Consider the following 20,896-nt stretch of genomic DNA (forward strand, 5'->3'; position numbering starts at 1 on the left):
GGCCGCGCCGTTACGGCGTGAATCTCGCGGCGGCCGAGGGGGAGACGGTGTTCGGGCCGTACCTCAAGATCGGCGCGGACGGACAGGTGACGGTGGCGGTGCCGCAGGCCGAACATGGTCAGGGCGTCTATACCGCGCTGCCGCAGATCGTCGCGGATGAACTGGGCGCCGACTGGCGCACCGTCGCGGTGGAGGCGGCGCCGATCAACCCGCTCTATGCCAATCCGCTGGCCGCCGGCATCCTGTTCGGCGACGCGCTGGCGCTGCTCCCCGAAGCGACGCGCACTGCCTATGCCGAGCGCAACACGCTGATGCTGACCGGCGGGTCGACCTCGATCCGCCGGTTCGAGGGGCCGCTGCGCGAAGCGGGTGCGGCGGCGCGGGTGTTGTTGTGCAAGGCGGCGGCACGCGGCTGGGGCGGCGACTGGCGCAGTTGCGGCACGGCGGACGGCTTCGTCGTGATGGGCGAGCAGCGTGAGCGCTTCGGCAAGCTGGCCGAGGCGGCGGCAGGCGAAAGCCTGCCGGGCGGGGAACTGCCGTTTCGCACCGGCGAGGAGAAGCGGCTGGTCGGCCAACCGCTCCCCCGGCTCGACGCGCCGGCGAAGGTCGACGGGCGCGCGACCTTTGCCGGCGATATTCGATTGGCGGGCATGGTCTTCGCCTCGGTCCGGCAGGGGCCGATCGGCGATACCCGGCGGATCGCGGTCGACAAGACGGCGGTGGAGCGGCTGCCCGGCGTGGTCGCGGTGGTCGAGAACCCCGGCTGGGTCGCGGCGGTGGCGACGACGTGGTGGGCGGCCAATCGCGCGCTCGACGCGATGGCTCCCCGGTTCGAGACGCACGGGCTGATCGACGACGCCTCGATCGCCGCCGCGCTCGACAGGGCGCTGGCAGTCGAGGGCGCGCGGGTCCATGCCGGCGGTGACATCGACGCTGCCTTCGCAGGTGCCCGGACGCAGACCGCGACCTACCGGGTGCGCGCCGCGCTCCACGCCGCGATCGAGCCGACCAGCGCCACGGCGGTATGGCGCGACGGCACGCTGACGCTGTGGCTCCCGACGCAGGCGCCGACGCTGGCCCGTGCTGCTGTCGCCCGCGCGATCGGGGTGGCCGAGAACAGCGTGATCCTGCACCCGACGATCGCTGGGGGATCGTTCGGCGCGAACCTCGACACCCGCGTCGCCGAACAGGTGGCGGTGCTGGCGCGGCGGCTCGACCGACCGGTGCAACTGACGTGGTCGCGCGGCGAGGATTGTCTTGCCGACCAGTATCGCACCCCCGCCGCCGCAAGGATGACGGCGCGGCTGGCGCGCGGCGGACGGATCGCCGGGTGGCAGGCGCGGATCGCCGCGCCGCGCACCGGACGCGACCTCGCCCGCCGGTTGCTGGGCGGCGATGTCGCCACGTCGATCGGCATGGCGCTGCCCGGCGACCATGGCGACGCGCTGGCGACCGATGGCGCGGTGCCACCCTATGGCATCGCCAATGTCGCGGTCGATCATCATCCCGCCGAACTAGGGCTACCCGCCGGCTGGTGGCGATCGGGGGCGCACAGCTACACCGCGTTCTTCAACGAATGTTTCCTCGACGAGCTTGCCGGATTCGCCGGGGTCGAGGCGCATTCGTTCCGCATTGCGATGCTTGGCGGCGACGTGGCGCTGGCCCGCTGCCTGTCGAGCGTCGCGACGATGGGCGGCTGGCAAGGCGGCGTGCCGGGCAGCGCGCAGGGCATCGCCTGCCACCGGATGCGCGGATCGGCGATCGCCTGTCTGGCCGAGGCGCGGGTCGAGGGCGGGCGGGTGAAGGTCGACCGGCTGGTCGCGGCGGTCAATTGCGGGCGGATCGTGAACCCCGATCTGGTGCGCCAGCAGATCGAGGGCGGGTTGCTGTTCGGCATGGCGATGGCGACGGGTGCGGCGACCGGCTTCACCGCGAACCTGCCCGATGTGCGCGGCTTCGGCGGGCTGAACCTGCCGCGATTGGCCGACAGCCCGGAAATGCTGATCGAATTGGTCGAATCGGATGCCGATCCGGGCGGGGTAAGCGAACTGGCGGTGCCGGTAGTGGCCCCGGCGATCGCCAACGCGCTGTATGCGGCGACGGGGCGGCGGTATCGGTCGTTGCCGTTGCTGGGGTAGTTTGCGGTTCTGGTTCACGCGAAGGCGCGAAGACGCGAAGAAGAAATGGGTTCGCGCAGAGGCGCAGAGGCGCAGAGAGGTAATGATAACGGAAACCGCTCGCGACCGGGAGACGCCTGCTCACGCTGCCACGAATTGATAAGGTCGCTTCGCGGTTATCCGTCCCGCGAACGCATCCCCTCCGCGCCTCTGCGCCTCTGCGCGAAAATTTCTTCTCTGTATCCTTCGCGTCTCCGCGCCTTCGCGTGAAAACCGAAACCGCTTGCCCCGTCCGCCCCGTTCGCGCGTTACACCGCGCCATGGACCGTCCGACGAATCACCCCGTATTCCCGCCCCGCCGCATCGGCGTGCTGTTGATGAACCTCGGCACGCCCGACGATCCGTCGCCAAGCTCGGTGAAGCGCTACCTCGCCGAATTCCTGTCCGATCGCCGCGTCGTCGAGCTTCCGGCGATCGCGTGGCAGCCGATCCTGCGCGGGATCATCCTGAACACTCGGCCGAAGAAGTCGGCGCATGCCTATCAACAGGTGTGGAGCGACCGGGGTTCGCCGCTTGCTGCGATCACCCGCGCGCAGTCGGAGGCGATGCAGGGCGCGTTCGGCGAGGGCGTCGTGATCGACTGGGCGATGCGCTACGGCAATCCATCGATCGCCAGCCGGATCGATTCGCTGCGTGAGCAGGGATGCGACCGCATCCTGCTGGCCCCGCTCTACCCGCAATATTGCGCAGCGACGACCGCGACCGCCAATGACAAGGCGTTCGCGCATCTGGCCGGCCTGCGCTGGCAACCGGCGATCCGCACGCTGCCACCCTATTACGACGATCCGGCCTATATCGACGCGCTCGCCACGACGCTTGGCGAAGATCTGGCGAAGCTCGATTTCGAGCCGGACACGATCGTCGCCAGCTTTCACGGCATGCCCAAGCGCACGTTGCAACTGGGCGACCCCTATCATTGCCATTGTCAGAAAACCGCGCGGCTGGTGTCCGAGGCGTTGGGCCGGCCGCTGACCATCGCGTTCCAGTCGCGTTTCGGGCCGGCCAAGTGGCTGGGACCGGCGACCGACGAGACGCTGGTCGAGCTGGCGAAGGCGGGCAAGCGCCGCGTCGCGATCTTCGCGCCGGGCTTTTCGGCGGACTGTCTGGAGACGCTGGAGGAACTGGCGATCCGGGGCAAGGAAAGCTTCGTGGAAGCGGGCGGCACGGATTTCGCCTATCTTCCTTGCCTGAATGCCGAGCCGCACGGCAATAAAATGTTGCGCAACATCATCGCACGCGAACTTGCGGGATGGATCGACCCCGCCTAGCAGGGACGAAACATTTGGGAGAGAATGCATGGCACGGGTAGCGATCGTCACCGGCGGCACGCGCGGCATCGGCGAGGCGATCAGCCTTGCTCTGCAGGAAATGGGCGTCACCGTCGCCGCCAATTATGCGGGCAACGACGAAAAGGCGAAGGCGTTCACCGAGCGCACCGGCATCGCCGCGTTCAAGTTCGACGTGGGCGATTTCGAAGCGACGCAGGCAGGCGTCAAGGCGATCGAGGAAGCGCTCGGCCCGGTCGACATCGTCGTCAACAACGCCGGTATTACCCGCGACGGCACACTGCTCAAGATGAGCTACGAGATGTGGGACGACGTGATCCGCACCAACCTCGGCGGGTGCTTCAATCTCGCCAAGGCGACCTTCCCCGGCATGCGCGACCGCAAATGGGGCCGGATCGTCAACATCGGCTCGATCAACGGTCAGGCGGGCCAGTATGGCCAGGTCAACTATGCCGCCGCCAAGTCGGGCATCCACGGCTTCACCAAGGCGCTGGCGCAGGAAGGCGCGCGGTTCGGCGTGACCGTGAACGCGATCGCCCCGGGCTATATCGACACCGACATGGTGGCGGCGGTGCCGGCCGACGTGCTGGAGAAGATCGTTGCCAAGATCCCGGTCGGCCGTCTGGGTCAGGCGAGCGAAATCGCGCGCGGCGTGGCGTTCCTGTGCTCGGAAGAGGGCGGGTTCGTCACCGGATCGACGCTGAGCATCAATGGCGGGCAGCACATGTACTGACGGACGAAGGCGGGGAAGCAAGCTTCCCCGCCGGTCCGAGCCGAGCCGAGCCGGGCAAAGCCCGGCAAGGCACGGATCGTCCGGCATGGCCGGCGGGGGCCAGATGCCCCCGACCGACGGCGGCTTTGCCGTCGTCGCCTTGGGAAGCGAACCACCCCACCCAGAACGCCCTACCCGACAGGCGGTAGCGTTCCTGATCCAGCAGCATCGTGAGCGGCCCGGTGGACCCCGGAACAAGTCCGGGGTGACGGTAGTGCATTGAACAGGGTGCCAACCCTTCCCCCACCGCGAACCGCATGGCATGATCCGGCCCCATGACCGATTCCCGCCCGCTCGCCTATCGCCACACCCCCGGCACCGGTCCGACGATCCTGTTCCTGCCGGGCTATGCCTCCGACATGACCGGCACCAAGGCGCTGGCGATCGAGGCATGGGCGAAGGCGCAGGGCCGCGCGTTCCTTCGCTTCGACTATGCCGGTTGCGGTGACAGCCCCGGCGAGTTCGAGGACCAGACGCTCGCCGGTTGGCGCGACGATGCGCTGGCGATGATCGATGAGGTGATCGCAGGGCCGGTAGTGCTGGTCGGATCGTCGATGGGCGGGTGGATCGCGCTGCTCGCCGCGCGGGCGCGGCCCGAGCGGATCGCCGGGCTAGTTGGGATCGCGCCCGCGCCCGACTTCACCGACTGGGGCTTTACCCAGGCGGAGAAGATGACGCTGCTGACGCACGGACGGATCGAGCGGCCGTCGCCCTATGCCGATACACCGAGCGTGTTCACCCGCGCCTTCTGGTCGTCGGGTGAGGCCAACCGGGTGATGCACGGCGAACTGCCGATCGATGGCCCGGTGCGGCTGGTGCAGGGGCAGCGCGATGCCGATGTGCCATGGGAGCGGACGGTGCATCTCGCCAGCCGGCTGCGTTCAGCGAATGTGCAGACCTGGCTCGTCAAGGATGGCGACCACCGCCTGTCGCGCGAATCGGACATCGCGCTGATCCTGCGCGCCATCGAGGATGTGCTTTGACCCTGCTGCTTGCCGCCCTGATCGTCGCCCAGACCACCGCCGCCGCCGGACCGCCGCGCCCGGCCGCGCCGACGCCCGAGGCTCGCTACGACGCCTGTGTCGATGCCGCGACCGGCAACCCGGAGGAAGGCGAGCGGATCGCCGGGCAATGGCGGCTGGTCGGCGGCGGCTTCCTCGCACGCCAGTGTCTCGGCATGAGCTATGCGTCGCGGCAGCGCTGGAGCGCGGCGGCCGAGGCGTTCGAGCAGGCGGCGAAGGAGGCGGAGGTCGCCAAGGACCCGCGCGCCGCCAATTATTGGGCGCAGGCGGGCAATGCCCGGCTGGCCGACAATGATACGATGGCGGCGGGCCGCGCGCTCGACGCGGCGCTGGCGACCGGCACGTTGACCGGGCTGGCGCGCGGCGAGGCGCAGCTCGACCGGGCCAGGGTGCGGGTCGCGGCGGGGGATATGGCCGGGGCGCGGGCCGATCTCGACCGGGCGTTGAAGGACGCGCCGGCCGATCCGCTGGCGTGGCTGCTCTCGGCGACGCTGGCGCGGCGGACGAACGACCTGCCGCGCGCGCGGACCGACATCGCCGAGGCGGTGCGCCGGTCGGGCGACGATCCGTCGGTCCAGTTGGAGGCGGGCAATATTGCCGGCCTGTCGGGCGATACCAAGGCGGCACGCGCGGCGTTCGAGGCGGTGGCGCGGCTGGCGCCGGGCAGTCCGCAGGCGAAGGCGGCCGATGCCGCGCTGGATACGCTGCCATCGGCGTGAGTTGCGGGGGCGGTTGATCGTGCCGATATGCGGACGCGACCTGCAACGGAGCCGCCCATGACCCGCTATCTCCACACCATGATCCGCGTCAGCGACCCGGACGCGACCATCGCCTTCTTCGATCTGCTGGGCCTCAAGGAGATCCGCCGCACGACAAGCGAGAAGGGCCGCTTCACGCTGATCTTCCTCGCCGCGCCGGGGCAGGAAGGCGTCGCCGAGGTCGAGCTGACGCATAACTGGGACGCGGAGGAGTATGCCGGCGGGCGCAACTTCGGGCACCTCGCGTTCCGCGTCGATGATATTTACGCCACCTGCCAGCGGCTGGCCGAGGCCGGCGTCACGATCAACCGTCCGCCGCGCGACGGGCATATGGCGTTCGTGAAGACGCCCGACGGCATCTCGATCGAGCTGTTGCAGGACGGGTCGCTGCCGCCCGCCGAACCATGGGCGTCGATGGCGAACACAGGGACGTGGTGATGGAGATCGTGGCGGTCCCCGTCCTCTCCGACAATTACGCATGGCTGGTCCATGACGATGCGAGCGGCGCGACGGTGGCGATCGATCCGGGCGAGGCGCAGCCGCTGATCGATGCGGCGGCGACGCGGGGGTGGACGATCACCGCGATCTGGAACACGCACTGGCACGCCGATCATGTCGGCGGCAATGCCGCGCTGAAAGCCGCGACGGGTGCGCGGATCACCGGGCCGGAGGCGGAACGGGCGAAGATCGCCGACATGGACGATGGCGTCGGCGAAGGCGCGATGCTGTTCGTCGGCGACCACCAGGCGCAGGTGTGGGCGGTGCCCGGCCATACCGCGGGGCATGTCGCGTTCCATTTCGCGCAGGATGACGTCATCTTCACCGGCGACACACTGTTCGCGATGGGGTGCGGCCGGTTGTTCGAGGGGACGGCGGCCGAGATGTTCGGTAACATGCGGCGCTATGCCGACCTGCCCGCCGATACGCGGGTGTATTGCGGCCACGAATATACGCTGTCGAACGCGCGCTACGCCGTGCATGCCGAGCCGGACAATGCCGCGATCGCCGAGCGGCTGGTGGCGGTCGGTGCGATGCGTGAGCGGGGCGAGGCGACGGTGCCGACGACGATCGGTGCGGAGCGGGCGACCAACCCGTTTCTGCGCGCGGGAACGGTCGAGGAACTGGCACGGCACCGATCGGCCAAGGATGCGTTTTGATTTCAGCGGGTTCAGGAGAAGCGGCATGAAGCGATTGGCATGGACGGCAGCGGCGTTGATGCTGGGGGCGTGCGCGACCCCGCAGCAGCAGGCGGAAACCGAAGCGCGCGGCGACCGGCTGCTCGCCAGCGCGCTGGCGGGGCGGACGCCGGGCACGCCGCAGAACTGCATCCCGACCGGCTTCATCGACGGGCCGCAGGTGATCGGCGACTCGCTCGTCTATCGCCAGAACGGCAAGCGGTTGTGGCGGACCCAGGTCCGCGACCGTTGCCCGTTCCTGCGCGACGACCAGATCGTGGTGTCGATCCTGTACGGCGCGCAGGTGTGCCGCAACGATCGTTTCCGGCTGATCGACCGGGGATCGCAGATCCCGTCGGGTGACTGCACCTTCGGCACCTTCGTGCCCTACGACAAGGCGAGTTAACCGCCTGCCGTCCGTCCGGGACAGCCCGGACGGACGGCACGACGCCTACAGCACGTAGCGGCTGAGGTCGGTGTTGCGCGCGATGCTCGCCAGTTGCTTGTCGACATAGGCGGCGTCGATCGTCACCGCATGGCCGGCGCGGTCCTCTGCATCGAAGCTGATTTCCTCCAGCAGCTTTTCCATCACCGTCTGCAACCGGCGCGCCCCGATATTCTCGATCTCGGCATTCACCTCCGCCGCGATGCGGGCGACGGCGGCGATGCCGTCGTCGGTGAAGGTCACGTCGACCGATTCGGTCGCCAGCAGCGCGCGATACTGCGCGGGCAGCGATGCCTTGGTGTCCGACAGGATCGCGATGAAATCGGCCTCGCTCAATCCCTTCAGCTCGACCCGGATCGGCAGCCGCCCCTGAAGTTCGGGCAGCAGGTCGCTGGGCTTGGCCACATGGAACGCGCCCGATGCGATGAAGAGGACATGGTCGGTCTTCATCGGGCCGTATTTGGTGGCGACGGTCGTCCCCTCGATCAACGGCAGCAGGTCGCGCTGCACGCCTTCGCGGCTGATCGATCCGCCGCCGCGTCCGTCGCTCACCGCGATCTTGTCGATCTCGTCGAGGAACACGATGCCGTTCGCCTCGGCATCGGCCAGCGCGACGCGGCTGACCTCGTCCTGGTCGAGCCGCTTGTCGGCCTCTTCCTCGACAAGCTTGTCCCATGCGGCACGCACGGTCAGCTTGCGGCGTTTCTGCTGGCCCTGTCCGAACGCCTTGCCCATCATCGCCGACAGGTCGATCATCTGCGGCGCGGCCCCGGGCACCTCGAACGGCATCTGCGGCTGGGCGTCGAGTTCGATCTCGACCTCCTTGTCGTCCATATGCCCGTCGCGGAAGCGCTGGCGGAACGCCTCGCGGGTCGCCTCGCTCGCGCCCTTGCCGGTCAGCGCGTCGAGCAGGCGGGCCATCGCCGCTTCCTCGGCCTTGTCCTTCACCGCCACCCGGCGACGCTCGCGCTCCAGCCGGATCGCTTCCTCGACCAGATCGCGCGCGATCTGTTCGACGTCGCGGCCGACGTAGCCGACCTCGGTGAACTTGGTCGCTTCCACCTTGACGAACGGGGCGTCGGCCAGCTTGGCGAGGCGGCGGCTGATCTCGGTCTTGCCGCAGCCGGTGGGTCCGATCATCAGGATGTTCTTCGGCGACACCTCGTCGCGCAGATCGGGCGAGAGCTGCTGGCGACGCCAGCGGTTGCGCAGCGCCACGGCGACGGCGCGCTTGGCATCATGCTGGCCGATGATGTGCGCGTCGAGGGCGGCGACGATCGCCTTGGGGGTGAGCTGGTCGTTCATGGAAAGTCCGGTTCAGTTGGCGCTGTCGAGCGCTTCGAGAGTCACGCGGTCGTTGGTGTAGACGCACAGTTCGGCGGCGATCGCGAGCGCCTTGCGCGCCACCTTCTCCGCATCGCCTTCATAGTCGGACAGCGCGCGGGCGGCGGCGAGCGCGAAGTTCCCGCCCGATCCGATCGCGGCAATTCCGGCTTCGGGTTCGAGCACGTCGCCGTTGCCCGTGACGACCAAGGTCACGTCCTTGTCGGCGACGATCAGCATCGCTTCCAGATTGCGCAGAAACTTGTCGGTCCGCCAGTCCTTGGCGAGTTCGACCGCCGCGCGCAGCAACTGGCCCTGATGCCGCTCCAGCTTGGCCTCCAGCCGTTCGAACAGGGTAAAGGCATCGGCGGTCGCCCCGGCGAAGCCGGCAATGACCTTGCCGTCGCCCAGCGGGCGGACCTTTCTCGCATTCGGTTTCATGACCGTCTGTCCGGCCGAAACCTGCCCATCCCCCGCGATCACCACGCGACCGCCGCGACGCACGGATACAATCGTGGTGCCGTGCCACACCGTCTCTTTGCTCATGGCGTGCGATATGGGGAGGGGGGGCGGCTTCGCCAAGTTCCCCTCCCCCGGCCGGCATCAGGCGCGGGCTATTTCTCCACGCCCTTCGCCTTGCCCCATGCGCGCGCGGCGGTGTAGCCGAGATAGCCGGTGCCGAAGAGCGCGTAGAGTTCTTCGGGGATGCCGCGCAGATAGGCGGTCATGCCCCGCGCGACGGCTTGCCCCAGCGACGGTTCGATCGCGGCGAGCAGGCCCATCGGGATCGACCACAGCAGCAGCGCATACATCACATAGAGGAAGCCCGGCCGGGCGCGGGCGGTCCATGGGTCGGTCGACTGCGCCTCGGCCACGATCGCCTGAAGCTGGGCGCGGGTCGCGTCCAGATCGCGGGTCGATTCGAGGCGGAGGAGTTCGAGCTTGGCGGCGTTGCGCGCCTGCGGGTCGGGAATCAGCTTGTCCAGCAGGCCGGCGATGGGGGCGATCAGGGTCGGCAGCATCATGGGCTCCTGTGAGGTCAAAGTTTACAAAGTTTACACTCGTCAGCTCACGCGCTGCGCCAGCCAGCCGTAGAGAAAGGCTTCGTTGGCGGGGCGCGTTTCGGCGAGGCGGAGGTAGCGTTCGCCCTGCAAGGCATTGATCGCCTTGACCAAGACCGCTTCGGCCGCCGGGCCGCGGCTGGCGAGCATCGCGTCCAGCGCGGCAAGCGTTCGTGTGCCGATCGCGCTGTCGAGGTTTACGTCCGGCCAGTCCCGCGCGCCCCGGTTGAGTGCGTTCAGCGTGCGTTGCAGGAAGCCCGCCGCCACCGTCGGCCCCATGTTGACGCCGGTGTCGAACAGTTCGGCGGCGAGCGCCGGCGCGCGTTTCGCCACCTGGTCGAAGCCGGGGGCGAGCCAGTAGCGGCGGCGGTAGAGCTGCACTGCTTGCGCGCGGGGGAAATGGCGCATGTCGCCGGTGTAGCCTTCGGCGCGGGCAACGCCTTTGGTGATACCGAAGCGGGTCGCGCCACCGCGATCGGCGGGATGGTCGACATAGCCGCCCTCGCGGTCGATCACGTCGTCGATCAGTCGGTCGATGGTCATGGTCGTTCTCCTGGTTGGGTGGAGAACGTATCAGGAACATCCGGTTGTAGGACAGAAGGGTTTCGGGTGTCGACGAGGGGTCGTCACACACGCTTCGTCACCCCGGACTTGTTCCGGGGTCCACGGTTCCGGTCACGCAACCCTTGGTGCGTCTGCGGCGCGGTGGATCCCGGAACAAGTCCGGGGTGACGGTGAGCATCGGGAGAGGGGGGTGGCGGCTGCAACCCGCCCCACCCCCCTTTCAAGAGACGAGGATCAGTTCGTCGGCACCACCGGCAGCCATACCGCGCTCGGCGTCGCGCCGCCGCGTTCGATCGTTACCGTCGCCTTCCTGTACGCCGATTTCGGCGCGGTGAAGATGTTGGGGACATAGGTCTGCGGATTGCGGTCGTAGAGCGGGAACAGCGACGACTGCACCTGCACCATGATACGGTGCCCCGGCTGGAACACATGGTTCACCGTGGGCAGGCGGAAGCGGTAGCGCTGCGTCTTGTTCGCCGGGATCGCCGAGGGCTTGGCGACGTCGTCGCGGTAGCGGCCGCGGAAGATGTCGAGCGCGATCGGCAGTTGATAGCCGCCCTTGGCCGGTTCGCCGGGGACGACATCAGGGTACACGTCGATCACCTTCACCACGAAATCGCCGTCGGTGCCGGTGGTCTTCGCGAACAGGTCGGCGATCGGCGCGCCCGCGACCTTGACCGCCTTCGTCAGCGCCGGCGTCTGGTAGGTCATCACGTCGGTGCGGCCGTCGACATGGCGCTGGTCGCTGACCAGCCACGCCTTCCACCGGCCATCGTCGAAATTGACCGGGCGCGAGAGGTGCGGGACGGGCTTGGCCGGATCGGACACATAGCTGTCGCCACCTGCCGGCACGGGCGCGAAGCCGAGATCGCCGTCGGCGCCGAGATAGATCGGCTTCATCGGCGCGGCACAGCCCGTGTCGCAGGCAAGCGGCCACTGCGTCAGTTCGTCCCAGTGGTTCTCGCCAGTGTTGTAGATCAGCGCCTGCGGCGGGGTGAACGCGGGGCGACCGTCACGCAGATACTGGTCGAAGAACGGGAAGAGATAGTTTTGCCGCCACTGCAGCGCGGTGTCGCCGTTGAACTTGAGGTCGCCGAGCGACGAGCCGTCATAGTTCGCGCCGCTGTGCCGCCATGGTCCCATGACGAGGAAGTTGTTGCCGCCCTTGCCCTTCGCCTTCAGCGCCTCCCATGCGGTGATCGCGCCGTACATGTCCTCCTGATCCCACAGCCCCTGTTCCCACATGGTGGGGACGTTCGACGGGTTGGCGGCGAGCAGCTTGTCGAGCGCCTGTCCCTGCCAATAGGCATCATAGGCGGGATGCGCGACGAAGCGCTGCCAGAAGGGCAGTTGCGCATAGCCCGATGCCTTGGCCCAGTCGTTGGCCGAGCCGACCTGCCGGAACTGGTCGTAATCGTCATAGGTGGTCGACGGCGGCGATGCGCCCGGGCCCTTGTATCCCGTCTGGCTGCCGATCCAGCCGATGTTCGCCAGGCGGAACGCGCCGTAATGGAACCAGTCGTCGCCCATCCAGCCGTCGATCATCGGGCTTTCGGGCGCGGCGACCTTCAAGGCGGGGTGTGGGTTGAGCAGCGCCATGACGACGGTGAACCCTTCGTACGACGACCCCAGCATGCCGACGCGGCCGTTGCTTTCGGGCAGGTTCGCCTTGTTCACCAGCCAGTCGATCGTGTCGTATGCGTCGGTGACGTGATCGGTGGTCGTCGGGTTCAACGGGCCGCGCACCGGGCGGGTGACGACATACTCGCCCTCCGAGCCGTATTTGCCGCGAATGTCCTGGAACACGCGGATGTAGCCGGCGCGGGTGAACACCTCGTCGCCCTGTGGCAGTGCCGCGACATAATCGGTGCTGTCGCTGCGCGCGACCCGGCCCGAGGCGTTGTAGGGCGTGCGGGTGAGGAGGATCGGCGCGTTCGCCGCGCCCTTCGGAATCATGATGACGGTGTGCAGCTTCACCCCGTCGCGCATCGGGATCATCACCTCGCGCCGGACATAATTGTACTTGTCGGTGGGGGGCGTGAACTTCGCGGGAATGTCGCCGCTGCGCGGCCAGATGTCGGGGCCGGGCGCGGTCTGGGCCGGACCGGTCGTGGTGACGGCCAATAGGGTGCAGGCGAATAACAGGGTACGGATGCGCATAGGGACTCCCGACGCCAACATGACGTTACAATGTCACACGGTTGGGCGGGCGGTTGTCAAGGGGCGGACGACGATGTCCGTCTTCGCGGGCGGGGTTTCCGCGCGGTGACCGGGGCGATGGGGCGATGCTATGTTCCATGGCGAACGGGGTATCGTTCTGCCAGAGGACGGAGGAAAGTGTGCGAGACGCGCAGGATGATGCCCCGCACCGGGGTGTACATTCGTTCTCGCGCTGTCAATTTGGTCGACCGGTTTCAGCGGGCGCAGGGATACAGGCGCTGCATCGTCGCCGCGAACCCGTCCTTGAGGCTCACGCCCTGTTGAGCGCGCGGAATTTGTTCAGCGCGGCGAGCAATGTGTCGCCGCTCATTTTCGCATGATCGGGCGGGCAACTATGTGGTGGTCGTCCGGCTGCCTTGTCGGCCAGCCGCTTCGCGCGATATTCCGCCGCGATACCGCCGATCTCCCGTTTGAGCAGCGTGGCGTCGGACGAGAACATCGCCATCATGCCCTCCGCCTTCAACGCCCTTGTCTTTGCCAGAAACTCGCTGACCGTCATTGCATCGGCAATGCCGGGCATCAGGCTGCATAACACCGCGGCAACAACAAACCGGCGCATTGGCATGGTTCCAGTACTACTGACGGAAAGGGTTCGTCCTGTGCGACGGGATGCCGCGCGCCGGCACGGTCACGCGGCATCCCGGAATGGAGGGTTTATGCCCCCTGAGGCGTCGGCGATCCAAAGGGGCCGCGGGGGCGGCGGGTCTTGGGGATCGACGTGCCGCCGGCCGACAGCGGGGTGGTGGGCGTGCCGATGTCGCGGTCGATGGTTTCGCCCGCGATCAGGCGCTTGATCTCGTCGCCCGAGAGGGTTTCGTATTCGAGCAGCGCGCCGGCCAGCAAGTGGAGCTGGTCGACATGGTCGGTCAGCAACTGGCGTGCGCGCGACAGGCCGCCCTCGACGATGCGCTTGATCTCGCTGTCGATCAGTTCGGCGGTCTTGTTCGACATGCGCGACGGGGCCGATGCCGAGTATCCGAGGAAGCTTTCCCCCTGCGGTTCGCCATATTCGACGGGGCCGACCGCGTCGGACATGCCCCAGCGCGTCACCATGTCGCGCGCCAGACCGGTCGCCTGCTGGATGTCGCCCGAGGCGCCCGACGATACCTTGTCATAGCCGAAGATGATCTCCTCGGCGATGCGGCCGCCCATCGCGACCGAGAGGTTCGCGTACATCTTGTCGCGGTGATAGCTGTACGAATCGCGTTCGGGCAGGCGCATCACCATGCCGAGCGCACGGCCGCGCGGGATGATCGTCGCCTTGTGGATCGGGTCCGACGCGGGTTCGTGCAGCGAGACGATGGCATGGCCGGCCTCGTGATAGGCGGTCATCCGCTTTTCATCGTCGGTCATCACCATCGAGCGCCGTTCGGCACCCATCATGACCTTGTCCTTCGCCTCCTCGAACTCCTGGTTCGCGACGAGGCGCTTGCCCTTGCGCGCCGCCGTCAGCGCCGCTTCGTTGACGAGATTGGCAAGGTCCGCGCCCGAGAAGCCGGGTGTGCCGCGCGCGATGACGCGCGGGTCGACGTCGGGGGCCAGCGGCACCTTCTTCATATGGACCTGCAGGATCTTGATCCGCCCCTCGATGTCGGGGCGCGGCACCACGACCTGCCGGTCGAAGCGGCCCGGACGCAGCAGCGCCGGGTCGAGCACGTCGGGGCGGTTGGTCGCCGCGACGATGATGATGCCCTCGTTCGCCTCGAAGCCGTCCATCTCGACCAGCAACTGGTTCAGCGTCTGCTCGCGCTCGTCGTTGCCATTGCCCAGACCTGCGCCGCGATGACGGCCGACCGCGTCGATTTCGTCGATGAAGACGATGCAGGGGGCCGACTTCTTGGCCTGTTCGAACATGTCGCGCACGCGGCTGGCACCGACGCCGACAAACATCTCGACGAAGTCCGAGCCGGAGATGGTGAAGAACGGCACGCCCGCCTCGCCCGCGATGGCGCGGGCGAGCAGCGTCTTGCCGGTGCCGGGCGAGCCGACCAGCAGTGCGCCCTTGGGGATCTTACCGCCGAGGCGCGCGAACTTGGTCGGGTCCTTCAGGAAGTCGACGATTTCGGTCAGCTCGGCGCGTGCCTCGTCGATGCCGGCGACATCGTCGAACGTTACCTTGCCTTCCTTCTGCGTGAGCATGCGCGCGCGAGACTTGCCGAAGCCCATCGCGCCGCCGCCGCCGCCGCCCTTCTGCATCTGGCGCAGGACGAAGAAGGCGATGCCGAGGAACAGCAGGAACGGCAGCGACTGGTACAGCATGACGAGCCAGATGTTCGGACCCTCTTCGGGGCGCGCGTTCATCGTGACGTTCTTGGTCCGCAGCCGTTCGATCAGATTGGGATCGTTCAGCGCGTTGGTGCGGAACTTCTCGTCATTGGTGTAGATGCCGGTGATCGTGTTGGGCGCGATGTTGACCTCGCGCACCGAACCCTCGTCGACCTTGTCCAAGAAGGTCGAATAGGGAACGACCTGCCCCTGCGTCTGCGCCGATCGCCCGTCGAAGAGCGTCACGAACATGGCGAGCGAGACGAGGATGCCGACCCAGATCAGCAGGCTCTTCATCCACGGATTGCCGCCACCGCCACCGTCGGGGCCGTTCTGCTTGTCGTTATCGTTCATGCCGAAGTGATACCTCTCAGTGCCACCAAGATAGGCTGCCGCAAGTTAATGGCAATGGAACAAAGCCGATCAGACTGATCGTCGCGGCGGAGCGGGGCGGAAGTGCCAGTGCGGCCCCCGGACGGCCACGAAAACGCCGGCCTGCGTCGCGGCCTTGCCGGCGACAAGCGCATCCAGCAGCGGTTCGATATTGGCCGAATCGGACCAACGGCCCTCGCAGGGCGCGTGGGCGCGAACCGCGCCGATCGCGCGGCGGGCGAGGCGGCGGCACAGCTCGCGTGGCAGGTCGGTGGGATCGAGGCGGACTTCGCCCGGATCGGCGGGCAGGCGGCGGGTGCGCCAGAGCCAGTCGACGGTCTGCCCGAGCGCGGCATCGACCTCGCGGCAATGCGCGGCGGCCGCGGCGAGGGCGGTCGGGTCGAGATGGCCTTGCGCCAGCAGCGCGCGGGCGGCGGTGCGATCATGGCGGGGATCGGTGTTCGACGGATCGTCGACGAACGGCAGCGCGGCGGCGATGGCGCGAAGGTCGTGGCGGCGCCAGCCGAGGAGCGGACGGACGACGGGGAGACGGATTGGACGATCGTACCCCCGCGCAGGCGGGGGGCCAGGGCGTATCGCGCTTACGTCCGGTCTGTCGGACTCTGGACCCCCGCCTGCGCGGGGGTACGGTCGGGGTGGGGCCATGGCTGCCCAGCGATCGGGCGCGAACTCCCAGCGCGGGCGGATCCCGGCGAGGCCCGCCGGGCCGGAACCGCGCGCGGCACGCATCAGGAAGGTTTCGGCCTGATCGTCGGCATGGTGCGCGGTGGCGAGCGCGCATGCCCCGGCGGTCAGCGCCCAACGCCCGAGCAGCGCGTAGCGGACGTAGCGCGCTTGTGCCTGGATGCTGGCCCCGGCTGGCGGGGTCGCGGGGGCGAGGGTGGCGTGTGCGATGCCCTGCGCCCGGCACCAGTCGGCGACCATCGCCGCCTCGTCCGCCGCCGCCGCGCGCAGGCGGTGGTCGACGGTCGCGGCGATGACGCTGGCCGGAAAGGCGATCGCCGCGAGCCGGAGCAGCGCCATCGAATCGGGGCCGCCCGATACTGCGATGGCCAATGGCCGGTCAGGGACAGGCGCGGCGGCGAGCGCGATCAGATCGCGCGCGAACCGCCCGGCCGGATCAGGCAGCGCATTTGGCCGCCGCGCGACCCTTCACGACATCGGCCTTCATCTGCGGCGAGATCTTGTCGCCATAGACCTCGCCCAGCTCGCCATAGACGTCGCAGGCTTCCTTGGTCTTTTTCAGCTTGATGAGCGCGTCGGCCAGATAGAACAGGCTGTCGGGTGCGCGTTCGCCATCGGGCATCTTCTTGTAATTGTCGTAGAAGGCGATCGAGGCGAGCGAGGGTTTGCCGTCGTCGAGATACGACCGGCCGATCAGGTTCTGGGCATAGCTGGCGCGGCGGTGCTGCGGATATTTGTCGACCACCGGTTTCAGCGCGGCAATGGCTTCGGGATACAGCTTCGCGCTCCAAAGGCGGAAGCCGTAGAGATAGCCGTCCTCCGCCGCGTCGCCGGAGGCGGGCTTTTCGATCGCCGCGATACGGCCCGCGCGGGCGGGATCGGTGGTGGTCGCCGCCGGCGCGGGGGTCGGCGTGGTCGTCGGGCGCGGCGTGGCCGGGCGGGTGCCGCCGAGCGTATCACCGCCGTTGCCCGACCCGCGCACGACCGGCGGGCTGACGCTGGTATCGCCCGCTGCCGCGATCGCGCCGGGGGTGGCCGGGGTCACGGTCGCGCCGTTGCTTTCCAGCGCGGTGAGCCGCTGGTCGGTCGTGCGGCGATAGGCGATGAACTGTTCTTCCAACTGGCGCTGCTTATACTGCGCCTGCTCGATCTGGTTGGTGAGCGTCTGCTGTTGCGATTCGAGCGCGCTCAACCGCGCCTCCAGCGTGGCGAGGGGGCCGCTGGTCGGGGTGCCGGGGATGTCGATCGCCTGCGTCGGCGCGGTGATCTGCGGTTCGACCTGGTTGGGCGCGCCGCCGGGGAACACCTTGCGCTGCACCGCGCGCATCTCGCGCTCCAGCTTGTTGACGCGGCCGTCGAGCTGCGTCTGCTGCGCGGCGGCGGGCACGCTCAGCACGAGCGCGAGGAACGGCAGGGCGGCAAGCGCGCGCATGGGAGCCGTGCGCATGGGAACAGGGCGTTGATGCTTCATTGCTTTATCCTGTGGCCTCCACCCTGTCGCCACGCTTAACCCGCCGGTGCCGGGGTCGGCGTGGCGGTGCCGCGCGCGCGCAGCGCATCGGCGCTGACCCCGACGGTGATCGCGCGTTCGGCGGTGCCGAGCGGCGCGATGTTCGACCCGTTGAGCGTCACCGTCAACAGATCGGGACGGCCGGTGCGGATCTGCGGGTTCTTCGCGGTCATCGGCACGTCGTAGCGCTCGCCTGGCTTGAGTTCGCGGTTGGTGATCGTGCCGGTATCGTCGAACACGCGAATCCACACCGATCCGGTCGCGGTGAGCGCCACCTGTCCACCGCTGCCCGCCGGCACGGCGGCGGGGGCCGCGCCACCGGCGGCGGGCGCGGCGCCCGGCGTCGGGGTGGGGGGCAGCATGCCGAGATCGGCGGCGACGGTCGCGGCCGGCGCGGTGACGGGATCGTCGCGGCGCAGCAGCGAGGTGCCGAAATAGACCCCGACGATCAGCAGCAGCACGATCGCCACCGCCGCGCCCATCGCGGTCACGCCCATCGAGGGGCCGCGCCGCTCGCCGATCGGTTCGAGGTCCTGCAGGGGCTCGGGCCGCTGATAGCTGATCGCCAGTTCGGCCCGCAGCGCGCGCGCCACCTCCGTCTCGTCGACGCCGACCGCGCGGGCATAGGACCGGCCGAAGCCCATCGCATAGGTGATCGACGGCAGTGCCTGGAACTTGCCGTCCTCGACCGCTTCGAGGTGGCGCAGCGGAATGCGGGTGCGCTGTGCGATGTCGGACAGGGTCAGCCCCTGCGCCTCCCGCGCCTGGCGCAGCATCATGCCCGCCGTTCGCGGCGTGCCGGTGGTGCCCTCGCCGTCCGTCATCGATACTCCTTCCACGGCGGACTGTCCGCCTTTCGACCTGTGACGCGGTTTCGGATAGGCGGCGGCGGGTGTCAACGCCGCAGCGCGGCAAACCGCCGTGCGATCAGTTCAATTCGACACCGTTCGCCCGCGCCCATTCCTCCAGCGGCTCCCGCAGCGAGCGCGAGGGGGTGGCCAGCAGCGATTCGACCTGCGCCATCGCCGCCGTACGATCGAGCGAGCGGATCATCGCCTTGACCGGGCCGACCGCCGCCGGGGTGATCGACAGCCGGTCGATACCGATCGCGATCAGCGCCATGGCTTCGAGCGGCCGTCCGCCCATCTCGCCACACACCGCCACCGGCTTGCCCGCCGCATGCGCCTCGCGCGTCACCCGGCGCAGGAAGCGCAGGATGGCGGGCGACAACCAGTCGTAGCGCACCGCGAGCCGGGGATCGGCGCGATCGGCGGCGAACAGGAACTGCGTCAGGTCGTTGGTGCCGATCGACAGGAAGTCGAGGTTCGGCCACAGGAAATCGAGCACGTCGGCCAGCGCCGGCACCTCCAGCATCGCGCCATAGCGGATGTCGGTCGGCGGCGTGCGGCCGCGTTCGCGCAGCCAGTCGCGCTGCGCCTCGAAGATGGTGCGGGCCTCCTCGAACTCCCAGGGTTCGGACACCATCGGGAACATGACGTTGAGCGTGCGGCCCGACGCCGCCTCGATCAATGCGCGGGCCTGCGCCTTCATCAATCCTTCGCGGGCGAGCGCGAGCCGCAGCGCGCGCCAGCCCATCGCCGGGTTCTCCTCGACATGGCCATCGGCGTGGTCGAGATAGGGCAGCGCCTTGTCGCCGCCGATGTCGACGGTGCGGAACACGACCGGGCGGTCGCCCGCGACCTCCAGCACGTCGCGGTAGAGCCGCTGCTGGCGTTCGCGCTGCGGCAGGGTGGCGGAGACGAGGAACTGGAATTCGGTGCGGAACAGGCCGATGCCGTCCGCGCCGGTCAGGTCGAGCGCCGCCACGTCGTCGCGAAGCCCTGCGTTCACCATCATCGTGATGCGGTGGCCGTCCTTCGTGACCGGCGGTTCGCCCTTCATCGCGGCGAAGGCGGCGCGGCGCTTCTGCGTCAGCGCCAGCCGCGCCTCGAACGCTTCCTCCATCGCCGGGGTCGGGCGGATGACCAGCAGGTCCTCGACCGAGTTGAGCAGCAGCCGGTCGCCCTCGGCGATCAGCCGCTTGATGTCGCGCACGCGCCCCAGCACCGGCACGCCCATCGCCCGCGCGACGATGACGACATGCGCGGTGAGCGACCCTTCCTCCAGCACCACGCCTTTCAGCCGGCGGCGGTCGTATTCGAGCAGTTCGGCCGGCCCCAGGTTGCGCGCGAGCAGGATCGTGTCCTGCCTGAGCCCCATCTGCGCGGCGGTGCCGAGTTGCCCGGAGACGATGCGCAGCAACCGGTTGGACAGATCCTCAAGGTCGTGCATCCGGTCGGCGAGGAGCGGGTCCTTGATCTCGCGCATCCGCATCCGGGTGCGTTGCTGGACGCGCTCGATCGCCGCCTCGGCGGTCAGGCCGCTGTCGATCGCCTCGTTGATGCGCCGCGCCCAGCCTTCGTCATAGGCGAACATCTTGTAGGTCGCGAGGACCTCGTCATGTTCGCCGCCGACGCCGAATTCGGCCTGGTTCGACATGCGTTCGATCTGGTCGCGCATCTTGTCGAACGCGGCATAGACGCGGTGACGCTCGGCCTCGGTATCCTCGGCGACGGTATGTTCGATGACGATGCGCGGCTGGTGGAACACCGCGACGCCCGAGGCCATGCCCTCGACCAGCTTGAACCCGTCGACCCGCATCGCGCCGGTCGCCTGCGGGCGGGTGGGGGTGCCGCCGGTCGGGTCGATCAGGTCGGCGTTGGCGATCAGTTCGGACAGGACCATCGCGACGGTCTGGAGCGCCTCGATCTCGACATCGGCATAGCGGCGCGGATCGGCATGCTGCACCGCCAGCACGCCGACGGCACGTTCGCGGCGGATGATCGGCACGCCGGCGAAGCTGTGATATTTGTCCTCGCCCGTCTCCGGCCGGTAGGCGAAGTCGGGATGGATCGCGGCTTCGGCCAGATTGAGCGTCTCGACATTGGCAACGATGGTGCCGACGAGTCCCTCGCCGGTCGCCAGTTTGGTGACGTGGACCGCTTCCTGCGCCAGCCCCACGGTGGCGAAGAGTTCGAGCAGCCCCTCGCGCAGCAGGTAGATCGAGCAGACCTCGCTATCGAGCGCTTCGGCGATGATGCGGACGACCGAGTTGAGTTTGGCCTGCGCCGGACTTCGCGACGCCATCACGTCGTGAAGGTTCGTCAGGATTTCGCGGGCGGAGGCAGCGGCCGAAACGGGCATGGCGCATGCGCTACCACGGCCGTGCCACAGCGTCACG

19 protein-coding genes are annotated in these 20,896 nt (G+C 68.5%); 8 read left to right on the top strand and 11 right to left on the bottom strand.

Annotation, left to right across the window (positions count from 1 at the left end):
* The 8 genes from ASE78_RS16605 to ASE78_RS16640 form a co-directional block, all read left to right on the top strand.
* Nucleotides 1-2,138 (top strand): xanthine dehydrogenase family protein molybdopterin-binding subunit (locus ASE78_RS16605; protein ID WP_082467327.1); only part of this gene is annotated, 2,138 nt, incomplete at its 5' end.
* A 299-nt stretch (nucleotides 2,139-2,437) separates the two neighbouring features.
* Complete coding sequence (gene hemH, locus ASE78_RS16610; protein WP_056498611.1) at nucleotides 2,438-3,445, top strand: ferrochelatase; 1,008 nt, start codon at nucleotides 2,438-2,440, stop codon at nucleotides 3,443-3,445.
* Between the two features lie 28 nt (nucleotides 3,446-3,473).
* Nucleotides 3,474-4,196, top strand: a complete 723-nt coding sequence (phbB, locus tag ASE78_RS16615) for an acetoacetyl-CoA reductase (protein WP_055757720.1) — start codon at nucleotides 3,474-3,476, stop codon at nucleotides 4,194-4,196.
* Between the two features lie 314 nt (nucleotides 4,197-4,510).
* Nucleotides 4,511-5,218 (top strand): alpha/beta hydrolase, encoded by a 708-nt coding sequence (locus ASE78_RS16620; protein WP_056498613.1) that lies wholly within the window; start codon nucleotides 4,511-4,513, stop codon nucleotides 5,216-5,218.
* Complete coding sequence (locus ASE78_RS16625; protein ID WP_414887059.1) at nucleotides 5,215-5,976, top strand: tetratricopeptide repeat protein; 762 nt, start codon at nucleotides 5,215-5,217, stop codon at nucleotides 5,974-5,976. The genes ASE78_RS16620 and ASE78_RS16625 overlap by 4 nt, the downstream gene beginning before the upstream one ends.
* A 57-nt stretch (nucleotides 5,977-6,033) precedes the next feature.
* Entirely contained in the window at nucleotides 6,034-6,453 is a 420-nt protein-coding gene (locus ASE78_RS16630; RefSeq protein WP_056498614.1) for a VOC family protein, read from the top strand.
* A complete protein-coding gene (gene gloB / locus ASE78_RS16635; RefSeq protein ID WP_056499261.1) occupies nucleotides 6,450-7,172 on the top strand; it encodes a hydroxyacylglutathione hydrolase in 723 nt (240 codons plus the stop codon). The genes ASE78_RS16630 and gloB overlap by 4 nt, the downstream gene beginning before the upstream one ends.
* A gap of 25 nt (nucleotides 7,173-7,197) precedes the next feature.
* Nucleotides 7,198-7,596, top strand: coding sequence for a hypothetical protein (locus ASE78_RS16640; RefSeq protein WP_056498617.1), 399 nt, complete (start codon nucleotides 7,198-7,200; stop codon nucleotides 7,594-7,596).
* Between the two features lie 45 nt (nucleotides 7,597-7,641).
* On the opposite strand, the gene hslU is transcribed toward ASE78_RS16640, so the two are convergent.
* The 11 genes from hslU to ptsP form a co-directional block, all read right to left on the bottom strand.
* Complete coding sequence (gene hslU / locus ASE78_RS16645; RefSeq protein ID WP_056498619.1) at nucleotides 7,642-8,940, bottom strand: ATP-dependent protease ATPase subunit HslU; 1,299 nt, start codon at nucleotides 8,938-8,940, stop codon at nucleotides 7,642-7,644.
* Nucleotides 8,941-8,952: 12 nt separating this feature from the next.
* A complete protein-coding gene (hslV, locus tag ASE78_RS16650) occupies nucleotides 8,953-9,504 on the bottom strand; it encodes an ATP-dependent protease subunit HslV (RefSeq protein ID WP_055757729.1) in 552 nt (183 codons plus the stop codon).
* 68 nt (nucleotides 9,505-9,572) lie between these two features.
* Nucleotides 9,573-9,983, bottom strand: coding sequence for a holin family protein (locus tag ASE78_RS16655; RefSeq protein ID WP_056498621.1), 411 nt, complete (start codon nucleotides 9,981-9,983; stop codon nucleotides 9,573-9,575).
* Nucleotides 9,984-10,022: 39 nt separating this feature from the next.
* Nucleotides 10,023-10,562 (bottom strand): glycoside hydrolase family 108 protein, encoded by a 540-nt coding sequence (locus ASE78_RS16660; RefSeq protein WP_056498623.1) that lies wholly within the window; start codon nucleotides 10,560-10,562, stop codon nucleotides 10,023-10,025.
* Between the two features lie 255 nt (nucleotides 10,563-10,817).
* Complete coding sequence (locus ASE78_RS16665; protein ID WP_056498625.1) at nucleotides 10,818-12,743, bottom strand: CocE/NonD family hydrolase; 1,926 nt, start codon at nucleotides 12,741-12,743, stop codon at nucleotides 10,818-10,820.
* A gap of 310 nt (nucleotides 12,744-13,053) precedes the next feature.
* Nucleotides 13,054-13,368 (bottom strand): hypothetical protein, encoded by a 315-nt coding sequence (locus ASE78_RS16670; protein WP_235515123.1) that lies wholly within the window; start codon nucleotides 13,366-13,368, stop codon nucleotides 13,054-13,056.
* Between the two features lie 89 nt (nucleotides 13,369-13,457).
* On the bottom strand, nucleotides 13,458-15,422 hold the full coding sequence (ftsH, locus tag ASE78_RS16675) for an ATP-dependent zinc metalloprotease FtsH (protein ID WP_055757738.1): 1,965 nt from the start codon (nucleotides 15,420-15,422) through the stop codon (nucleotides 13,458-13,460).
* Nucleotides 15,423-15,491: 69 nt separating this feature from the next.
* Complete coding sequence (gene tilS, locus ASE78_RS16680; RefSeq protein ID WP_056498627.1) at nucleotides 15,492-16,517, bottom strand: tRNA lysidine(34) synthetase TilS; 1,026 nt, start codon at nucleotides 16,515-16,517, stop codon at nucleotides 15,492-15,494.
* A 64-nt stretch (nucleotides 16,518-16,581) separates the two neighbouring features.
* A complete protein-coding gene (locus tag ASE78_RS16685; RefSeq protein ID WP_200911095.1) occupies nucleotides 16,582-17,577 on the bottom strand; it encodes a tetratricopeptide repeat protein in 996 nt (331 codons plus the stop codon).
* A gap of 74 nt (nucleotides 17,578-17,651) precedes the next feature.
* Nucleotides 17,652-18,479: a helix-turn-helix domain-containing protein gene (locus ASE78_RS16690; RefSeq protein ID WP_056498631.1), complete on the bottom strand. Its 828-nt coding sequence runs from the start codon at nucleotides 18,477-18,479 to the stop codon at nucleotides 17,652-17,654.
* 103 nt (nucleotides 18,480-18,582) lie between these two features.
* Nucleotides 18,583-20,859 carry a phosphoenolpyruvate--protein phosphotransferase gene (ptsP, locus tag ASE78_RS16695; RefSeq protein ID WP_056498633.1) on the bottom strand — a complete coding sequence of 759 codons (2,277 nt, stop codon included), beginning with the start codon at nucleotides 20,857-20,859 and terminating at the stop codon, nucleotides 18,583-18,585.
* Nucleotides 20,860-20,896: the final 37 nt, after the last annotated feature.

Origin of the sequence: Sphingomonas sp. Leaf25, assembly GCF_001421635.1 — a bacterium.
Lineage (GTDB): Bacteria > Pseudomonadota > Alphaproteobacteria > Sphingomonadales > Sphingomonadaceae > Sphingomonas.